Consider the following 17866-nt stretch of genomic DNA (forward strand, 5'->3'; position numbering starts at 1 on the left):
CCACCCGTTACCTTCCTGCCCCAAGCCGCCTCAGCAACCCCGCCCGATCGGCGAGGTAGGGCAACCGCTTGCGCGCGGCACGCACGGACGCCGCATCGAGATCGGCCATGATCAGGTCCGGGGCCGTCCCGGCCTCTGCCACGCTCTGTCCCACCGGCCCGACGATCCGGCTGCCGCCGAAATAGCGCAACCCGGCCTCTTCGCCCGCGTGGTTGGCATAGAGCAGCCAAAGCCCGTTTTCGAACGCCCGCGCGGGCATCACCTGCGTTGACACATTGCCCCATTGATCCGACAGGGCGGTCGGCACGAACAGCACGTCTGCCCCCGCCAGTGCTGCAGCGCGGGGGCCTTCGGGGAACTCGGCGTCGTAGCAGATGAGAATCGCGCAGCGCAGGCCGCAGAACTCGAAGACCTCGCAGCCCTTACCTTGTGCAAATCGCCCCGTTTCCGGCCCCGGCGGGATCACCAGCTTGCGGTGGTGGGCCACGGGCCCATCCGGCCCGATCAATTGCGCAGAATTGAAGACCTGTGCCCCGTCCCGCTCGGCGTAACCATAAAGCACCGCCGTTCCCGTCCGCTTGGCCAAGGCCTGCACCGCTTGGGCGAATGGCCCTGCGGCGCGCTCTGCCGCTGCCTCCAGCGCGTCCCCTATGTGATAGCCAGCGGCAAAAAGCTCGGGGCACAGGACGACGTCCAGCCCCTGCCCCGCGATGGCCGCTTCCAGCGCTGCCAACCGGGCCTTTGGCGTCAGGTCCGCTCCGTCGCTCTGCCAGACCCCCGCTTTCATGGGCGCTGGCCCGAATAGAGGATCTCACGCGGGTAGTCGGTCAGATACTCTGCCCCCGTTTCCGTCACCACAATGGAATCCCCGATCCGCCCGCCGCATTGTCGGTCCAGTGAAATGCCCCCATCCACGGCAAAGGTCATACCGGGTTGCAACACGGTCCTGTCGCCAGCTTTCAACTCCGGCGCTTCCAGATAGCTCATCCCGATGGAGCGCCCGGTGCGATACCCAGTCTCAAAGCCCCGCGCGCGGTAGACTTGGTTCGCGGCTTCCGCCACGCTTTCCGCCGTCACGCCAGGCCGGATTGCCGCAATCGCCGCCTGCTGTGCGTCGATGGCGGCTTGTTGGACCTCGATGGCGACATCGCTGGCATGCTCGATGAAAAACATCCGGTCAAAGCCGAGCTTGTAGAGCTTGAATTGCGCCATGTTGCAGAAACAGAAATAGACCGGGTCGCCGGGGGCCAGACGCTTTACGCTGGCGCGGCGATGAACCATCGAGGTGTCGCTGCCCGATTGCATCACTTGCAAGCCCTGAATCATCGGCGAGACGAACGCCTCCCAGCCTCGATCCGTCAGAAACCCCGCCGCCTTGCGCGTGCCTGCGTCGATCACCGCGAGCGCGGCTTCGTATTCCGGCCCCCCCGCCGACAACGCCCCATGCGCCGCCCCCATCATCGCGCCTGCGATCTGGCCCGCTTGCCGCATCACCTCGATCTCGGCGGGCGATTTGATCATCCGCATGGTCCCAAGGACCGGAGAGACATCGGTCAGCTCCGTCTCGGGGCGCTGATCGTCAAACCAGTTTCGCAAGACGGCAGGCAAGGTGCCCTTTTCGACCGCCACGCGTGGGGAATCGCCGAGAGCCCTGGGCAGCACATTCACCCAGTGGTTGTTGCCCATATCCTCCCACGTCACCACGGTCTCGACCCATGTCATCGCTGCCACCATCTCGCTTTCCATGAGCGGCGTGACGATGATGGGATCGGCGTCGGGGCGCACGATCAGCGCGGTGGGGCGCCCGAACTCGACAGACAAATATCCCCAGAACCCGGCCAGGTAGGCGATGGAGGACTCGTCGGTCAGCAGCGCAACGTCGACACCCGCGGCGGAAAGGCGATTCTGGAAAGCGGCATGTCTGGAACGGGCTTCGTCGAGCATCGGTATCCCCTTTTTGTCATTCGCCCCCATGGTGTGGGGTTTCACCATGGGGGCTTGCCCTTCCGCGTCATTCAACGGTCGCTGCCGAACCATTTCGGGCGCGCCAACACCAGACAAGCGCGTATCAGGCAGAGACGGATTTCCGGACCATGTCCCAATAGATGCCTTCCACGTCGCTGCGCGCCAGACGCCCGCCTTCACGATACCACGTGTTTACCCCGGTCAGCATGGCGATTATGGCCAGCGTGGCGATCTTGGTATCTGCCACGGCAAAGGCACCGCTCGCCTGCCCGGCCCTCAGGATACCCTCCAACTGGTCTTCGTAGCGTTTGCGCAACCCCTCGATCACCGCGAAATTCTCGGACTCCAGATTGCGCAGTTCCATGTAGGCGATAAAGACCAGTTCGGGCCGGTCGAGGTGGTAACGGATGTGGTGGCGGCAAAACCCCTCCAACTGCGCGGCGGGCGTCCCCTCCGGCACCTGCCACGACGCCAAGAGATGCTCCATATGTCCCTGCATCAGGTCAAAGAGCAGTGTCTGCTTGTCGGGGGTGTAGAGGTAAAGCGCCCCGGCCTGCACCCCGACCTCTTTCGCAATCTGGCGCATCGAGACAGCGGCAAAGCCGTGCCGCGCGAACAGGTGCAGCGCCGCCTCGCGGACCTTGGGGCCAGTGGTTTCGGCATGAGAGCCTTGCTTGCGTGCCATGGGGGCAGGTTAGCGCCCCTGCCGCTATTTGAACAGGTGTTCAATTCGCCTTCCCGCTGGACCTGCGCGCCCTGCCCGCGCTATCAGGGGGCGTGATCCAACCGGGGGCCGCGATGCGCGTCATACTGATCCTGTCTGTCTTGCTGGCGTTGACCGCCTGCTCGATCCGCGCGCCGGAACTGGATGCCTCGATCACCGAAACCAGCCGTCAGGCGGACTGGCCACAACTGGTGCCACTCGTCCCCCTGCTGGCGCAGGCAGAGGCGTTGACGCCCCGCACCGCCGAGGCCGAAGGACGCACACTGCAATGGCGCGCCGCCGACCTGCGCCGCCGCGCTGCGCTTTTGCGGGCGATTCCCGTCGATTGATGGCGCGTGGCGCGTTGCACCCTTGGGGCATTGCCGCTAACAGGGCGATCAAGACAGACAAGACACAGCCGGAGGATCTTTCATGACTGAGCCGCTTCGCCTGGGCATTGCCGGGCTTGGCACCGTGGGTGTCGGTGTCGTGAAGATCGTGCAGCAGAAAGCCAACCTGTTGGCGATGCGCACCGGCCGTCCGGTCACCATCTCTGCGGTCTCGGCACGCGTCCGCGACAAGGATCGCGGCGTCGATATTTCCGGCTACGGCTGGGAGGACGACCCCGTCGTGCTCGCCACCCGGAACGATGTCGATGTCTTCGTCGAACTGATGGGCGGCTCCGACGGCCCGGCCAAGGCCGCGACCGAAGCCGCGATTGCCGCGGGCAAGGACGTGGTGACCGCCAACAAGGCAATGCTGGCGCTGCACGGTCAGGCCATGGCCGAAGCCGCCGAGGCCGCAGGTCGCGTGATCCGGTTCGAGGCTGCCGTTGCAGGCGGAATCCCGGTGGTCAAGGCCCTGACCGAGGGGCTGGCGGGCAACGACATCACCCGCGTGATGGGCGTCATGAACGGCACCTGCAACTACATCCTGACGCGGATGCAGTCAGCGGGCCTGTCCTATGACGAGGTGTTCGAAGAGGCCAACCAGCTTGGCTATCTGGAGGCCGACCCAAATCTCGACGTGGGCGGCATCGACGCCGGGCACAAGCTGGCGCTGCTGTCCTCCATCGCCTACGGCACGCAGGTCGATTTCGACGGCGTGGCGCTGGAAGGCATCGGTCAGGTCACGATCGAGGATATCAACCAAGCGGCTGAGCTTGGCTTTCGGATCAAGCTTCTGGGCGTCGCGCGGATGACCGGACGCGGGCTGGAACAGCGCATGACGCCCTGCCTCGTGCCCGCCAACAGCCCCATCGGCCAACTTGAAGGCGGCACCAACATGGTGGTTCTTGAGGGGGACGCCGTGGGCCAGATCGTCTTGCGCGGCGCCGGCGCCGGCGAAGGCCCCACCGCCAGCGCTGTTCTGTCAGATGTGCTCGACATCGCGCGCGGCATTCGCCTGTCCACTTTCGGCCAACCCGCAACCGGACTGACCAAGGCCAACCGCGCCGCCGTGGCGACCGCAGCGCCCTACTACTTGCGCCTGATGCTGCGCGACAAACCCGGCGCGATGGCCAAGGTCGCTGCTGTTCTTGGCGACTGCGGGATTTCCATCGACCGGATGCGCCAGCGCAGCCATGGCGGCACCGATGCCCCGGTGCTGATCGTGACCCACAAGGTCGCCGCACCGTCGCTACAGGATGCGCTTGTCGAACTGCCCAAGACCGATGTTGTCGTGGGCCAACCCGTCGCCTTGCGGATCGAAGACGTCTGAGCAATCGCCCGAAACAAGAGCAATCATCGTTGTTACATGGCTGAAACGCCGCAAGCGTAAAGGCCGATCGACCCGTGCGGGCGGCTTGTGTGCCGGGGTCTGCGCGGGCTAGATAGATTTCAACCGGCACAAGAATAAATTGGAAATCCGCTCATGTCGCATCCCACCGATTTCAACGACCGCATGCTTTCGCTCGGCTTGGCCCGCGTTTCCGAAGCGGCGGCCATCGCATCCGCCACCCTGATCGGACGCGGCGACGAAAAGGCAGCGGACCAGGCCGCCGTGAATGCGATGCGTGACCAGTTGAACATGCTGGACATCGCCGGTGTGGTCGTGATCGGCGAAGGCGAGCGGGACGAAGCGCCGATGCTGTTCATCGGCGAAGAGGTCGGCACCGGCGAAGGCCCTGCGGTAGACATCGCGCTCGACCCGCTGGAAGGCACCACCCTGACCGCCAAGGACATGCCGAATGCGCTGACCGTGATTGCCATGGGCCCGCGCGGTTCGATGCTGCACGCGCCCGATACCTACATGGAAAAGCTGGCCATCGGGCCGGGCTATCCCGAAGGCATCGTGACCCTTGACATGGACCCCGCCACGCGCGTCTCGGCGCTGGCCAGCGCGAGGGGCTGCCAGCCCTCTGACATCACCGTCTGCATCCTCGAACGCCCCCGGCACGAGCAGATGATCGAAGACGTCCGCTCCACCGGCGCCGCGATCCGCCTGATCACCGATGGCGACGTGGCGGGTGTCATGCATTGCGCCGAACCCGATATCACTGGCATCGACATGTATATGGGCCGGGGTGGCGCACCCGAAGGGGTGCTCGCTGCCGCCGCGCTGAAATGCATGGGCGGGCAGATGTATGGCCAGCTCGTTTTCCGCACCGATGATGAACGCGCCCGCGCCGCCAAGACCGGCATCACCGATCTGGATCGCATTTATTCCCGCGACGAGATGGTGACCCAGGACGTGATCTTCTCGGCCACCGGCGTCACCAACGGCTCGATCCTGAGCGGCATCAAGCGCGAAGTCGGCTGGCTGACCACCGAGACCCTGCTGATGCGCTCCAAGACCGGATCTGTGCGGCGCATGGCCTACCGCAACCCGCGCCGCTAAGGCATGGCTGATGCGTTTCTAGGGGTCGAGCACTCGGTCACGGGCCGCAAATGGGTCGGCCTGTCGCCGGAGCAGGAGCGTCTTTCCGAAGCCTTGGCACAACAGGCCGACCTGCCGCCCCCCGTGGCCCGCGTTCTGGCGCGGCGCGGGGTTATGCCAGGGGCTGCGCAAAGCTTCCTCGCCCCGGCCCTGCGCGACCTGCTACCCGATCCGTTGACCCTGAAAGACATGGGGGCAGCCGCCGCGCGGTTCCTGAACGCGGTGACCGCAGGCCAGCGGATTGCCATCTTCGCCGACTATGACGTGGATGGCGGCAGTTCGGCTGCACTGCTGATTGACTGGCTCCGCCAGATGGGCCGCCCTGCGACGCTCTACATTCCCGACCGGATCGACGAGGGCTATGGCCCCAACGAACCGGCGATGGAGGCGCTGGCACGCAACCACGACCTGATCATCTGCGTCGATTGTGGAACCCTGTCCCTCGGGCCGATCGCGGCGGCCAAGGGGGCCGATGTGATCGTGCTGGACCATCATCTTGGCGGGGCCGAGTTGCCCGACTGTGTGGCCGTGGTGAACCCCAACCGGCTGGACGAAGACGGCGCGCTTGGCCACTTGTGTGCGGCAGGCGTGGTCTTCCTGATGCTGGTCGAAGCCAACAGGCGGCTGCGCACCGAGGGCGTGACAGGCCCCGACCTGATGGCGATGCTCGACCTCGTGGCGCTGGCAACCGTGGCAGACGTGGCGCAACTGACCGGCGTAAACCGCGCCTTTGTCCGGCAAGGTCTGACCGTGATGGCCCGCCGTCAGCGCCCCGGCCTTGTGGCGCTGGCCGATGTGTCCCGACTCGACCGGGCCCCCGCCGCCTATCACCTCGGCTTCCTGCTGGGGCCGCGTGTGAACGCGGGCGGGCGGATCGGCAAGGCAGACCTTGGGGCGCGGCTCTTGTCGACGGACAACATGGCAGAGGCGACCAAGCTGGCGAAGCTGCTGGACGACCTCAACACCGACCGGCGGGAAATCGAGACCCGCGTGCGCGAAGCGGCGCTGGCGCAGGCCGAGGCCCGTGGGCTGGATGCGCCGCTGGTCTGGGCCGCCGAAGACGGCTGGCATCCCGGCGTGGTCGGCATCGTCGCCAGCCGCCTGAAAGAAGCCACCAATCGCCCCGCCGTCGTCATCGGCTTCGACGGCGACGAGGGCAAGGGGTCGGGCCGGTCGATCACCGGCGTCGATCTTGGCGCCTCGATCCAGAAGCTCGCAGCCGAAGGATTGATCACCAAGGGCGGCGGCCACCGGATGGCGGCAGGGCTCAGCCTGACGCGCGCGCAACTGGACCCAGCCATGGCCCGGCTGAGCGAATTGCTCGGCAAGCAGGGCGCGGGCGATGCGGGCCCTGCCGATCTGCGCATTGACGGCCTGCTGATGCCCGGCGGCGCCACGGTCGCGTTGATCGAACACCTCGACGCCGCTGGTCCCTTTGGTGCCGGGGCATCTGCCCCCCGCTTCGCCTTTCCGGCGCAGACCATTCGTTTCACCAAGCCGGTGGGCGACGGGCACCTGAAACTGAGTGTCTCGGACGGTGGCCCGGTGGTGCTGGACGCCATCGCCTTCAACGCCCGCGCCACGGGTCTGGCCGACGCGCTGGAGGCCCATAATGGCCGCCCGTTCAACCTTGTCGGCCGCATCGAAGTGAACCACTGGAACGGCCGCCAGACAGTGCAATTGCGCCTCGAAGATGCCGCCCCCGCCTGAGCCGAAAAAAGTTGTCGGCAGGTTGATTTTACCCCTTGCACGCCCCCCGGCCTTTTCATAAACACCGCCTCACGCCAACGGGATGCGGTTGAACCATCCCCATCGGCGCATCTGAGTGGCCCGTTCGTCTATCGGTTAGGACGCCAGGTTTTCAACCTGGAAAGAGGGGTTCGATTCCCCTACGGGCTGCCACTTCTCTACAAAAATCTCTCTTGTTCCGGACCTTATCGACTGGAATGCCCCGTTCCAACGTGCCGCATGCGGCTGGCGGCGCGCACATGGCCGCGTGCCTGAAGCCCCCTGCGCGATCCACAGATCTCTGGCAGGTCTACCGGCATCGCAGCCGCTTTGCCGCCATCCCAGGGTTCGCACCCCTGCATTGACCCACGTCATTCCCCTGCCTGTGCATCCAGCCCATGCTGGGCAGAGGGAGGATGACGATGACAGTGGATTCAAACAGCCCCGACCCATGGAAAGAGGCCCGCGCCCTGATTGATGCGCCGGGCGGCAGTGTCAACATCGCGCACGAGGCCGTGGACCGCCATGTCGCGCAGGGCCACGGCGCCACGGTGGCGATGCTCTGGCTTGGCAAGGATGGCAGCAGGCGCCCGTTGAGCTACGGCGCCCTGTCCGACGCCTCTGCCCGGATGGCCAATGTGCTGACCGCGCATGGTCTGACCAAGGGCGACAGCGTGTTCGCCCTGATGGGGCGGGTGCCGGATCTCTACATCACAGCCCTTGGCACGCTAAAGGCCGGCATGGTTTTCACCCCCCTCTTTTCCGCCTTCGGACCGGAGCCGATCCAGACCCGGATGGAAATCGGCAGCGCCAACGTTCTGGTCACGACAGCGCAACTCTACAGGCGCAAGATAGCGGCGTGGCGCGACCAGATACCGTCCCTCAAACTGGTGCTGATCCTTGGCGACGAGGCCCCCGAAGGCTGTGTCGCGCTTGACCCGGCGATGGCCGCCGCATCGCCCAGCTTTGAAACCGTGCACACAGAGCCGGAAGACCCGGCGCTGATCCACTTCACCTCTGGCACCACGGGCAAGCCCAAAGGCGCGGTGCATGTCCACAACGCGGTCGTCTATCACGCCTTTTCAGGACGCCACGCGCTCGATCTGACGCCCGGCACCATCTATTGGTGCACGGCTGATCCCGGCTGGGTCACGGGAACGTCCTACGGCATCATTGCGCCGCTGGTGAACCGGGTCACGATGATCGTGGACGAGGCGGAATTCGACCTCGACCGCTGGTATGCCACGGTTCAGAACGAAAAGGTCGAGGTCTGGTATTCCGCGCCCACTGCCATCCGGATGATGATGCGATCGGGGGCCGAGGCTGCCGCGCCCTATGATTTTTCGTCGCTGCGGTTTCTGGCCAGCGTCGGCGAACCGCTGAACCCCGAGGCCGTGATCTGGAGTGAAAAAGTCTTCGGGCAGCCCTTCCATGACAATTGGTGGCAAACCGAGACAGGCGGCGTCATGATCGCCAACAGGCCGGGCATGGCGGTGCGTCCGGGGTCCATGGGCAAACCCATGCCGGGGATCGAGGCCGGGATCGTCGAGCACACCGATGCGGGCCTTGAGCCGCTTGGCACCGGCAAGGTGGGGGAACTGGCGCTGCGGCCCGGATGGCCCTCGATGATGCGGGCCTACCTTCATGAACAGGCGCGCTACGACAAGTGCTTTGCCGATGGGTGGTACCTGTCCGGCGACCTCGCCATGCGCGACGCCGATGGCTATTTCTGGTTCGTGGGGCGGGCCGATGACCTGATCAAGACGTCGGGCCACCTGATCGGCCCGTTCGAGGTGGAAAGTGCCCTGATCGAACATCCGGCGGTGGCCGAAGCGGGTGTCATCGGCATTCCCGACGAAACCGCCGGGGAAGTCGTGAAAGCCTATGTCACGCTCAACCCCGGCTATCAGCCCGATGCGACGCTGGAAAAGGAATTGCGCGGCCACGCCCGCAAGAAACTGGGCCCCGCCGTCGCCCCGCGCGAGGTCATCTTCCGCACCACTCTGCCAAAGACACGCTCGGGAAAGATCATGCGACGACTTTTGAAGGCACGCGAACTTGGCTTGCCCGAAGGCGACATCTCGACTCTGGAGACCGATGAATCATGAGTAGCGCAACCAAGCCCCGCCTGAACCGCGACCATGTCTTGTCGCTGCTGTCCGACATGATCCGTGTGCGCAAGTTCGAGGACAAATGCGCCGAGATGTACACTCAGGAAAAGATTCGCGGTTTCCTGCACCTCTATGACGGGGAAGAAGCCATCGCTGCCGGGATCATCCCGCTGTTGACCGAGGATGACCGGGTCGTGGCGACCTATCGCGAACACGGGCACGCCCTGCTGCGCGGGCTGCCGATGTCGGAGATCATGGCCGAGATGTATGGCAAGATCGAAGGTTGCTCGCGCGGGCGTGGCGGCTCGATGCACCTGTTCAACGCAGGGCGCAATTTCTACGGCGGCAATGCCATCGTCGGCGGCGGCCTGCCATTGGCGGGCGGTCTTGCCCTGCGCGACCGGATGGTTGACGAGGCCAATGTGACCGCCTGTTTCTTCGGTGAAGGCGCCGTGGCGGAGGGAGAATTTCACGAAACCCTGAACCTCGCCGCCCTGTGGGATCTTCCGGTACTTTTTGTGTGCGAGAACAACGGCTACGCGATGGGATCGGCATTAACCCGAACCGAGGCGGAACCCGACATCAGCAAGAAGGCCGGATGCTATGGCATCGAATCCGTTGAGGTTGACGGCATGGACGTGGTCGCGGTCGAGGCCGCGGCGCGCAAGGCCATCGCCACCATCCGCGAGACGGGGCGGCCGGTCTTTCTGGAATGCCGCACCTATCGGTTCCGAGCCCATTCCATGTTCGATGCCCAGCTTTACCGCCCAAAGGACGAGGTTGCGGACTGGCGCAAACGCGGACCGATCGTGCAGTTCCAGACATGGCTGCTGGACAATAAGCTGATCCACCCCGAAGACGTCGCCCGGATCGAAGCCGAGGCGGACTCGGAGATCGCGCAAGCCGTGGCCTTTGCCGAGGCGGGCCGACTGGAGCCGCTGGAGATGCTCGACCAGCACGTGCTCGGCCCGCAGCCTGAACCGCCCGCCGCGATATCTCCATCGGGCAAGACGGTCGAGATGACCTATCGCGAGGCGATGAAACAAGCGATCCGCGACGCGATGATCCGCGACGACCGCGTTTTCCTGATGGGCGAGGATGTAGGGGCCTATGGCGGCTGCTACGCGGTTTCCAAGGGATTGATGGATGAGTTCGGCGAGGCGCGCATTCGGGACACACCCCTGTCGGAATCGGGCTTTACCGGTGCGGGCATCGGGGCCGCCGCCGCCGGAATGCGTCCGATTGTCGAGTTGATGACGGTGAATTTCTCTCTGCTGGCGCTCGACGCGATCATGAACACCGCCGCCACGATCCGGCACATGTCTGGCGGGCAGTTCGGTGTGCCGGTGGTCATCCGCATGGCGACCGGGGCTGGCAAACAGTTGGCGGCGCAGCATTCCCACAGCCTTGAGGGCTGGTATGCGCATATTCCCGGCCTCAAGGTTTTGGCTCCGGCCACCGTGGCGGACGCCCGCGGCATGTTGTGGACCGCGCTGCAAGATCCCGACCCGGTGCTGATCTTTGAAAACGTCATGCTGTACAACCGGGCCGAGCGGATCGACGCCAAGGCTGGCCCGGTCGATATCGCGCGGGCCGCCGTGCGCCGCGAGGGGCGTGATCTGACCCTGATCACCTACGGCGGATCGCTGTTCAAGACATTGGAAGCCGCCGAGGTCTTGGCCGCCGACGGGATCGACGCCGAGGTGATCGACCTGCGCAGCCTGCGGCCGCTGGACGATCATACGATCATGGCCTCGCTCGCCCATACCCGTCGCGCCGTGATCGTGGACGAAGGCTGGCGCAGCGGATCGCTTGCGGCGGAAATTTCCGCCCGGATCATGGAGCAATCCTTCTGGACCCTCGATGCGCCGGTGGGGCGGGTGTGCTCTGCCGAGGTGCCGATCCCCTATGCCAAACACTTGGAAGACGCCGCCATTCCGCAGGTGCCCGTCATCGTGGCGATGGCGAAATCGGCCATGGGGCAAGGCTGATGGGACTCTTTTCAATGCCGTCCCTCGGGGCTGACATGGATGCAGGCAAACTGGTCGAATGGCTGGTGGAACCGGGCGACACGGTCGCGCGCGGGGATATCGTGGCAGTGGTCGAAACCCAGAAAGGCGCAATCGAGATCGAATGTTTCGAGGCCGGAGTGGTGCAGAACCTTCTGGCCGAGCTTGGTACCGAATTGCCCGTCGGAGCGCCCTTGGCCATGATCCTGGCAGAAGGAGAGGCCCCGCCCGCAGACAGCCCCGCCAAAGCGACCGCCCCCTCCCCGCCAGCGCCCCCTGCCGAGGTGACGCCACCCCCCGCCCCGAGCGCCCCCGTCACAGCGTCTGCCACAAACGCCCCGGTCCCCGCCGTGGCCGCGTCGCCCCCCGCCCCTGACGGCACGCCGCCCAGTTCCCCCGCCGCCCGTTTGCGCGCCCGCGAGCTAAAGGTCGATCTGGCGACCGTCACCGGCAGTGGCCCGGGCGGCGCGGTGCGGTTGGTGGACGTGGAACGTTTGGCCGGGGCGCCGCCCGCGCGGTCGCCGCAAGAGGAAATGCGCCGGGCCATTGCGGCCGCGATGACCCGCTCCAAGCAGACCATTCCGCATTTCTACATGTCCCAAACGATGGACCTGCATCCGGCCATGACATGGCTGGCCACCCGAAACGAGGGCCGCCCGCCAGCAGAACGCATCCTGCTCGGGGCGCTCTTTGTCCGGGCGATGGTGCGCGCGGCAGTCAAGGTGCCCAGCCTCAACGGTCAGGTCAACGAAGACGGGTTCATCGCCTCGGGGCCGGTCCATGCCGGGCTGGCCGTCGCCCTGCGCGGCGGCGGGCTGGTGGCACCGGCAATCCTTGACGCCGAAACGCTGGATCTTGATGCCACCATGGCCGCGATGCGCGATCTGGTGACGCGCGCGCGCGCCGGGCGGCTGCGGAACCGTGAAATGACCGAAGGAACGATCACCCTGTCCAGTGTCGGCGAGAGCGGCCCCGAAAGCATGACCGGCGTGATCTTCCCGCCGCAGGCGGCGCTTGTCGGGATCGGAGCGCCACAAGTGAGGCCATGGGTCATTGGCGACAGCATTCAGCCGCGCCATGTGGTGACCATCACGCTCTCGGCCGATCATCGCGCCAATGACGGGCGTCAGGCAGCCCGCTTCATCGCCGCGTTCGAATCCCAGCTCTCAGCCCCGGAGGCCCTATGACCCACGCAGACCTACGCGCCGCTTTTCTGGACACCCTGTGCAATGTCGCCCCCGACATCGACCCCGCGACCGTCGAGGACGACGAGCATATTCAGGATGACCTCGGACTCGACTCGATGGACGTTCTCAACCTCGTGACGGCCTTGCACGAAATCCTCGGCGTGGACATACCCGAGGCCGACTACCCCCAGATCGCCACGCCTGCGCAGGCGGTGGCCTATCTTGCCAAGCGGTTGGGTTAGAGCGTGGTGCGGTCTTTCGCAATCACGCCCCCCGCTCTAACCTGTTGATGTCGCATGTCCGAGGAACACAAAACCGGTTCCCGCTTTTGCACGACATGCTCCAGGCGCGGCGCTCAGTCCTTCAGCAAGATATCGCCATGCGCTTCGCGCAGGTGGGTTTTCAGGACTTTCCCAGTGCCGCCAAGGGGCAGTTCCTCCACGAAGACCACCCGGTCGGGCACCTGCCAATGGGGCACTTTCCCATCGTAAAAAGCCAATAGTTCAGCTTCCTCTACCTCTTGGCCCGGCGCTTTCACCGCCACGATGACCGGACGCTCATCCCATTTCGGATGGCGCGCGGCGATAGCTGCGGCGTTGGCGATGGCGGGATGGGCGATGGCAATGCCTTCCAGATCCACCGAGGAAATCCACTCGCCGCCCGATTTGATGATGTCCTTGGACCGGTCGCGGATCACGAGATAGCCGTCGCTGTCGATGGTGGCGACATCGCCGGTGTCGAACCACCCATCCCGCGTCAGCGCAGTATCGTCCGCCCCGAAATAGCGATCGACGATCCAGTGGCCCCGGATCTGCAACTTGCCCTGCGTTTGCCCGTCCCACGGCAGCGCCTCGCCCTCGTCGCCCAAAATCCGCAGGTCAACGCCATAGGGCGGGCGGCCCTGCCCCAGACGCACTTTGCGTTTTTCCTCGTCCGACAGCGCCTCGTGTTTGGCCAGAAGCTGGTTCATGGTTCCCAACGGGCTGGTCTCGGTCATGCCCCATGCGTGGATCAACTCGACACCATAGCCATCGCGGAACGCGTCGATCATCGACGGCGGCAGGGCCGACCCGCCGACCACTGTCCGTTCAAGGCAGAGATCGGTCACACCCTGTTCTTTCAACGCCGCCAAAAGGCCCATCCAGATCGTTGGCACCCCGAGGGCCAGCGTCACCTTTTCCGATTGGATCAGGTTCACAAGGCTTGCCCCATCCAGGTGCGGCCCCGGCAGCACCAGCCGCGAGCCCTGGGCGGCCACCACGTAGGGAACACCCCAGGCGTTGACATGGAACATCGGCACAACCGGCAGAACCGTATCGCGCGCCGCGATGGCCAGCCCGTCCACGGTGTTCCCGCCAATCGAATGCAAGACCGTCGAACGATGCGAATACAGCACGCCCTTGGGGTGCCCCGTGGTGCCGGAGGTGTAGCAAAGCGACGAGGCGCGGGTCTCCTCGAACTGCGGCCATTCATAGCTGTCGTCGCCGGTTTCCAGCAACTCGTCATAGAACAGCACCCCGTCGATCAGCCCCGCAGCCTCTTCGTCGCGCGGCCCCATCACCACCACATGGCGCAGGGTGGTCAGCCTGGGCAGTAATTTGGACACCGGCCCGACAAAGGTGCGGTCGATGAACAGCACCCGATCCTCGGCATGGGTGATCACGTAGATCAGGTTTTCCGGCGACAGGCGCGGGTTGATCGTGTGACAGACCATGCCGCCGCCAGAAACACCGAAATAGATTTCCAGGTGGCGGCGATTGTTCCAGGCGATGGTGCCGCAGCGGTCATTCTCGGCGATGCCCAGTTTGCCGAGAGCCGAGGCCAACCGGCGTGCGTTTCGCTCGACCGTGGCCCAGGTGCTGCGCTCAACCCCTCCCGTCGTTTCGACCGACACGACCTCGCCCTGCCCGTGATAGCGCGCGGCGTGGGTAATGAGGCTAGAAATCAGAAGCGGCTGCTCCATCATCTGTCCGAACATGGCAATCTCCTCCCAAAGATATTTTTGGGAGCATGACATTTTATTCGTGTGTGCCAACAGATGATTTCCAGCGTGGCAAAGACCGGCCGGTGCGATCAGGCCGGTGCGATCAGGACAGTGGGTTGTGACCAGCGGCCTCCAGAACGCCCCACAGGGCCGCTTCCGCCCGGCTGCGGTCGGTGACCAAGGCATTGCGGGCGACTGCAACCTGTTGCGACAAAGCCCCGACCTCTCCTCGGTTCGCCGCCGCCTCGATGTCGAGCAAGGCATTGTGCACCCCACGCAGGCCAAGCACCGCCGCCGTGCCCGCCAACTTGTGCGCCAACGCGCCCGCACCCCCTGCCGACCCATGGTGCAAAGCGAGGTCGGCAAGCCCGTCCTCAACCTCTCTCAGGCCGTTGTTCATCGTGTCACGGGTGCCGTCAGGGCCAAGGGCCGCCATCAGCGAGGCCAGCACCTCGTGCAGCGGATCACCGCCGTACAGCGCAATCGGCTCTGCCGCCTCATCGTTCGACAACAGGGCCGCAAGCCGTGCAAGCGACAGCGGCTTGACCAGAACATCGGCCATCCCCGCCGCGTGGAACCGCTCGATGTCATCAGGCTGCGCATGGGCGGTCAGCGCCACGATGGGCGTGTCGGCATTCGGCCCTGCGTGCGACCGGATCAACGCGGTGGCCTGCACCCCGTCGAGATGGGGCATACTGATGTCCATCAGGATCAGGTCGAACGGTCTTTGCGCGGCCATCTCCACCCCCACCTGCCCGTCGGCGGCCTCGGTGACATGGCACCCAAGCGCGGTCAGCATCTCTCGGGCGACAAGGCGGTTGGTCTCGTTGTCTTCGACCAACAGGACATCAAGGCCAATCTGATGCGGCACCGCTGAACCTTCGGCGCTGGCCGAGGCCTCGTCCTCGGACCGGTCGGCTTGCGGCAGCCAGATCGTCGCGGTGAAGGTCGCTCCGTGGCCCGGACGGCTCTGAACAGCGATATCGCCGCCCATGGTGCGGGCGATACGCCTGGCAATCCCCAGACCCAGCCCGGTGCCTTCAACCTCTCGACCATAGGAACTGTCGAGCGTCACGAAGTCATCGAAAATCCGCTCATGCTCTCGCTTTGGGATGCCGATCCCGGTATCCCGAACGGCGAAGGCCACTGCACCCCCGCCGTCTTTCCGCCGGGCGTCGAGGGTGATGGTTCCGTCCTTGGTGAACTTGACCGCATTGGCCACGAGGTTGACCAGAACCTGCTGCAACCGCACCGCATCACCCACGGCGAACCCAAGGGCCGGTTCGGCCCTGATCCGGATGGTATTTCCCCGCGCATCGGCCTGCACACGCAGGCTGTCGGCCACATCGGCCAACACGCGGTCGATGGAAAACACCTGCTGCGTCAGAACCGTGCTGCCCGCATCGGTGCGCGAGATGTCGAGCACCGTGTTGACCTGGTCCAGCAGCATCCGCCCCGAGCGCTCCATCACCTCGACGAAGCGCCGCTGGCGCGGGTCGAGGTCGCTGTCAGCCAACAGTTGCAGACTGCCCAGAATACCATTGAGGGGCGTGCGCACCTCGTGGCTCATCACCGCAAGCATGTCGGATTTGGCCTTTTCCCCGGCCAAGGCGGTGTCACGCGCCTGGATCAGTTCTTCGCGCGCCGCCACCCGGTCCGAGATGTCGCGCAAGAAGGTCACGTAGATCCGGCCATCCTCGCTTTCGGCGCTGGACACCGAGAATTCAACGGGAAAGACGCGACCGGCCTTGTCGACCGCTTGGAATTGCACAAGGCCCTGGTCGACAAAATCGTCGCGGTCGAGGGGGATCTGCCTCCAGCCTTCGGTGCCCGGCATACGCAAATTGGGCGGCACGATCAGGTCGGCCACCTGTTGTCCTAGAGCCTCGGCACGGGAGTAGCCGAAAAGCGTCTCGGCCGAGTCGTTCATTTCGGCAATCCGCCCGTCGCGGTCCAACACCAGAACCGCGTCGATGGACGAGGTTACCACCGCGCTAAGGCGGGACTGGGTCTGGCGAATTTCCTCGGTCTGGCGACGGCGCATGGCCAAAAGCCGCATCAGGGCCAGAACCATCGCGAAAAGGCCCACCACCAGGGCGACCGTGAGATACGCCAAATCCCCTAGCGCGTTTGCCACGCGCTGTCGTTGGCGGTCGGAGTCCGCCGTAAAGACCCTGACCCCACCGAGCGATACAAGGCGCAGATCGTGCCGCAAGTCAGCCACCGCAGGCTCCAGTTCGTCCAGCGCCGCCCCGAGTTCGGCATCCCTGCCGTCCACCAGCGGGATCGTGTCCGCCAGAAACCGGTTCACATGATCGAGGGCCTCGGTCACCTCGGGCAAGGCACGCATTTCGCGGAACGCAGGCGCGCCTTGCAGGGTCGCCACGCGCGAATAGAACACGTCGAACCGCACCCTCAGCTCTTGCAGTGAAGCCGCATCGCCGGGCGTGGCCGACTGAACCGCGTTCCAAAGGGTCAGATGCTCGACTTCGGCCTGCGCAAGCGTCCATTGGATACTGTCCGAATTCGCCGTTGCCAGCGCGTCGATCTCGCGTCGGGCGTCGGCGCTAAGCACCCAGATCAGCACCGCGAAGGCAAAGAGCGTCAGGACAGCAGCCAGATAGGACATCTGCTCGCGCCCCAGCACCGCAAGGCGCGGCAGCAGCCGCGACGCCCCGAGCCCTCGGGGTCGCCTCAATCCATCACCTCCAGCCGGATCAATTGCCAAACGCTGCGGGCATAGATCACCTCGGTCTGAAAATCCCGATCGCTGTCATAAGGGTAAATCAGCCAGATGGGGCCCATATCCCGCAGGCTCATCGGTTCGCCATCGCGGTCAAGCGCCAGCAGGGCACCGCCGTCGCGGGCATCCTCCAGCGGAATGTCGATGACGTAGTCATTGATGGCATAAGCCCGGAATCCGCTGTCTCCGACGTCAAACATCTCGGCCAGCGCCCTCAGCGGGACACCGCTGAAATGCTGAACCCCGTCGGTCCAGATCGTTGTCGTCTCGATTTCTGCGGTGCCGAGCGCCTCAAGCGCACTGCGGGTAAAGCCGGTGTCTTCGCCATCGACCGACACCGTCAACAGGATCGGTTCAGAGGCATGAGCCGCTTGCGCGATGACAGCCCAAAGACAGAGCCCGACCCCCCGGCCCAGTTGTTGAAATACCGTCATTCGCTTCCCTTCACCCCGGTGTCGCCCGCCCCGGTTCCTTGAACCCATGTCACCAGATAGGCCAATTCGGGGGGGCAATCAAATTTATCGCCGTGGCGGGCTGCTTGAATCGCAACGCGAAAAGG

At 65.0% G+C, this 17866-nt stretch carries 14 protein-coding genes and 1 tRNA gene; 9 read left to right on the plus strand and 6 right to left on the minus strand.

All coding sequences use genetic code 11. The annotated features are described in order from the left end of the window. Positions 1-7: 7 nt before the first annotated feature. The 3 genes from BKY27_RS08735 to BKY27_RS08745 form a co-directional block, all read right to left on the minus strand. Positions 8-787, minus strand: a complete 780-nt coding sequence (locus BKY27_RS08735) for a carbon-nitrogen hydrolase family protein (protein WP_071674083.1) — start codon at positions 785-787, stop codon at positions 8-10. Then, positions 784-1944 carry a M24 family metallopeptidase gene (locus BKY27_RS08740; RefSeq protein ID WP_071674184.1) on the minus strand — a complete coding sequence of 387 codons (1161 nt, stop codon included), beginning with the start codon at positions 1942-1944 and terminating at the stop codon, positions 784-786. The genes BKY27_RS08735 and BKY27_RS08740 overlap by 4 nt, the downstream gene beginning before the upstream one ends. Before the next feature lie 124 nt (positions 1945-2068). Continuing rightward, positions 2069-2650: a TetR/AcrR family transcriptional regulator gene (locus BKY27_RS08745; RefSeq protein WP_071674084.1), complete on the minus strand. Its 582-nt coding sequence runs from the start codon at positions 2648-2650 to the stop codon at positions 2069-2071. A 113-nt stretch (positions 2651-2763) separates the two neighbouring features. On the opposite strand from BKY27_RS08745, the gene BKY27_RS08750 reads away from it, so the two are divergent. The 9 genes from BKY27_RS08750 (at position 2764) to BKY27_RS08790 (ending at position 12822) form a co-directional block, all read left to right on the plus strand. Further along, complete coding sequence (locus tag BKY27_RS08750; protein ID WP_071674085.1) at positions 2764-3018, plus strand: hypothetical protein; 255 nt, start codon at positions 2764-2766, stop codon at positions 3016-3018. An 82-nt stretch (positions 3019-3100) separates the two neighbouring features. Further along, positions 3101-4387: a homoserine dehydrogenase gene (locus BKY27_RS08755; protein WP_071674086.1), complete on the plus strand. Its 1287-nt coding sequence runs from the start codon at positions 3101-3103 to the stop codon at positions 4385-4387. 153 nt (positions 4388-4540) lie between these two features. Next, a complete protein-coding gene (gene glpX, locus BKY27_RS08760; RefSeq protein WP_071674087.1) occupies positions 4541-5506 on the plus strand; it encodes a class II fructose-bisphosphatase in 966 nt (321 codons plus the stop codon). A gap of 3 nt (positions 5507-5509) precedes the next feature. Further along, a complete protein-coding gene (gene recJ / locus BKY27_RS08765; RefSeq protein ID WP_071674088.1) occupies positions 5510-7255 on the plus strand; it encodes a single-stranded-DNA-specific exonuclease RecJ in 1746 nt (581 codons plus the stop codon). Positions 7256-7372: 117 nt separating this feature from the next. Continuing rightward, positions 7373-7447 (plus strand) — tRNA-Glu (locus BKY27_RS08770). A 248-nt stretch (positions 7448-7695) separates the two neighbouring features. Next, entirely contained in the window at positions 7696-9381 is a 1686-nt protein-coding gene (gene acsA, locus BKY27_RS08775; protein WP_233491803.1) for an acetate--CoA ligase, read from the plus strand. Further along, positions 9378-11375 carry a pyruvate dehydrogenase (acetyl-transferring) E1 component subunit alpha gene (gene pdhA / locus BKY27_RS08780; protein ID WP_071674090.1) on the plus strand — a complete coding sequence of 666 codons (1998 nt, stop codon included), beginning with the start codon at positions 9378-9380 and terminating at the stop codon, positions 11373-11375. Before acsA ends, pdhA begins: the two co-directional genes overlap by 4 nt. Continuing rightward, positions 11375-12580, plus strand: coding sequence for a dihydrolipoamide acetyltransferase family protein (locus BKY27_RS08785; RefSeq protein WP_071674091.1), 1206 nt, complete (start codon positions 11375-11377; stop codon positions 12578-12580). The genes pdhA and BKY27_RS08785 overlap by 1 nt, the downstream gene beginning before the upstream one ends. Continuing rightward, positions 12577-12822 (plus strand): acyl carrier protein, encoded by a 246-nt coding sequence (locus BKY27_RS08790; protein ID WP_071674092.1) that lies wholly within the window; start codon positions 12577-12579, stop codon positions 12820-12822. Before BKY27_RS08785 ends, BKY27_RS08790 begins: the two co-directional genes overlap by 4 nt. Positions 12823-12935: 113 nt before the next feature. Here the strand turns inward: BKY27_RS08790 and BKY27_RS08795 are convergent, their stop codons facing one another. The 3 genes from BKY27_RS08795 to BKY27_RS08805 all read right to left on the minus strand — a co-directional run bounded on the left by BKY27_RS08795 (position 12936) and on the right by BKY27_RS08805 (position 17741). Next, positions 12936-14558 (minus strand): long-chain-fatty-acid--CoA ligase, encoded by a 1623-nt coding sequence (locus BKY27_RS08795; protein ID WP_071674093.1) that lies wholly within the window; start codon positions 14556-14558, stop codon positions 12936-12938. A gap of 109 nt (positions 14559-14667) precedes the next feature. Further along, complete coding sequence (locus tag BKY27_RS08800; RefSeq protein WP_071674094.1) at positions 14668-17262, minus strand: hybrid sensor histidine kinase/response regulator; 2595 nt, start codon at positions 17260-17262, stop codon at positions 14668-14670. Next, positions 17259-17741 (minus strand): hypothetical protein, encoded by a 483-nt coding sequence (locus BKY27_RS08805; RefSeq protein WP_071674095.1) that lies wholly within the window; start codon positions 17739-17741, stop codon positions 17259-17261. The genes BKY27_RS08800 and BKY27_RS08805 overlap by 4 nt, the downstream gene beginning before the upstream one ends. Positions 17742-17866 lie beyond the last annotated feature (125 nt).

The organism is Nioella nitratireducens (assembly GCF_001879715.1).
Taxonomy (GTDB): Bacteria; Pseudomonadota; Alphaproteobacteria; order Rhodobacterales; family Rhodobacteraceae; genus Nioella; species Nioella nitratireducens.

Excerpts from the sequence above, each read along its gene's own strand:
- BKY27_RS08735 (WP_071674083.1), bottom strand. The coding sequence starts at position 787 with ATGAAAGCGGGGGTCTGGCAGAGCGACGGAGCGGACCTGACGCCAAAG.
- BKY27_RS08740 (WP_071674184.1), bottom strand. The coding sequence starts at position 1,944 with ATGCTCGACGAAGCCCGTTCCAGACATGCCGCTTTCCAGAATCGCCTT.
- BKY27_RS08745 (WP_071674084.1), bottom strand. The coding sequence starts at position 2,650 with ATGGCACGCAAGCAAGGCTCTCATGCCGAAACCACTGGCCCCAAGGTC.
- BKY27_RS08750 (WP_071674085.1), top strand. The coding sequence starts at position 2,764 with ATGCGCGTCATACTGATCCTGTCTGTCTTGCTGGCGTTGACCGCCTGC.
- BKY27_RS08755 (WP_071674086.1), top strand. The coding sequence starts at position 3,101 with ATGACTGAGCCGCTTCGCCTGGGCATTGCCGGGCTTGGCACCGTGGGT.
- glpX (WP_071674087.1), top strand. The coding sequence starts at position 4,541 with ATGTCGCATCCCACCGATTTCAACGACCGCATGCTTTCGCTCGGCTTG.
- recJ (WP_071674088.1), top strand. The coding sequence starts at position 5,510 with ATGGCTGATGCGTTTCTAGGGGTCGAGCACTCGGTCACGGGCCGCAAA.
- acsA (WP_233491803.1), top strand. The coding sequence starts at position 7,696 with ATGACAGTGGATTCAAACAGCCCCGACCCATGGAAAGAGGCCCGCGCC.
- pdhA (WP_071674090.1), top strand. The coding sequence starts at position 9,378 with ATGAGTAGCGCAACCAAGCCCCGCCTGAACCGCGACCATGTCTTGTCG.
- BKY27_RS08785 (WP_071674091.1), top strand. The coding sequence starts at position 11,375 with ATGGGACTCTTTTCAATGCCGTCCCTCGGGGCTGACATGGATGCAGGC.
- BKY27_RS08790 (WP_071674092.1), top strand. The coding sequence starts at position 12,577 with ATGACCCACGCAGACCTACGCGCCGCTTTTCTGGACACCCTGTGCAAT.
- BKY27_RS08795 (WP_071674093.1), bottom strand. The coding sequence starts at position 14,558 with ATGTTCGGACAGATGATGGAGCAGCCGCTTCTGATTTCTAGCCTCATT.
- BKY27_RS08805 (WP_071674095.1), bottom strand. The coding sequence starts at position 17,741 with ATGACGGTATTTCAACAACTGGGCCGGGGGGTCGGGCTCTGTCTTTGG.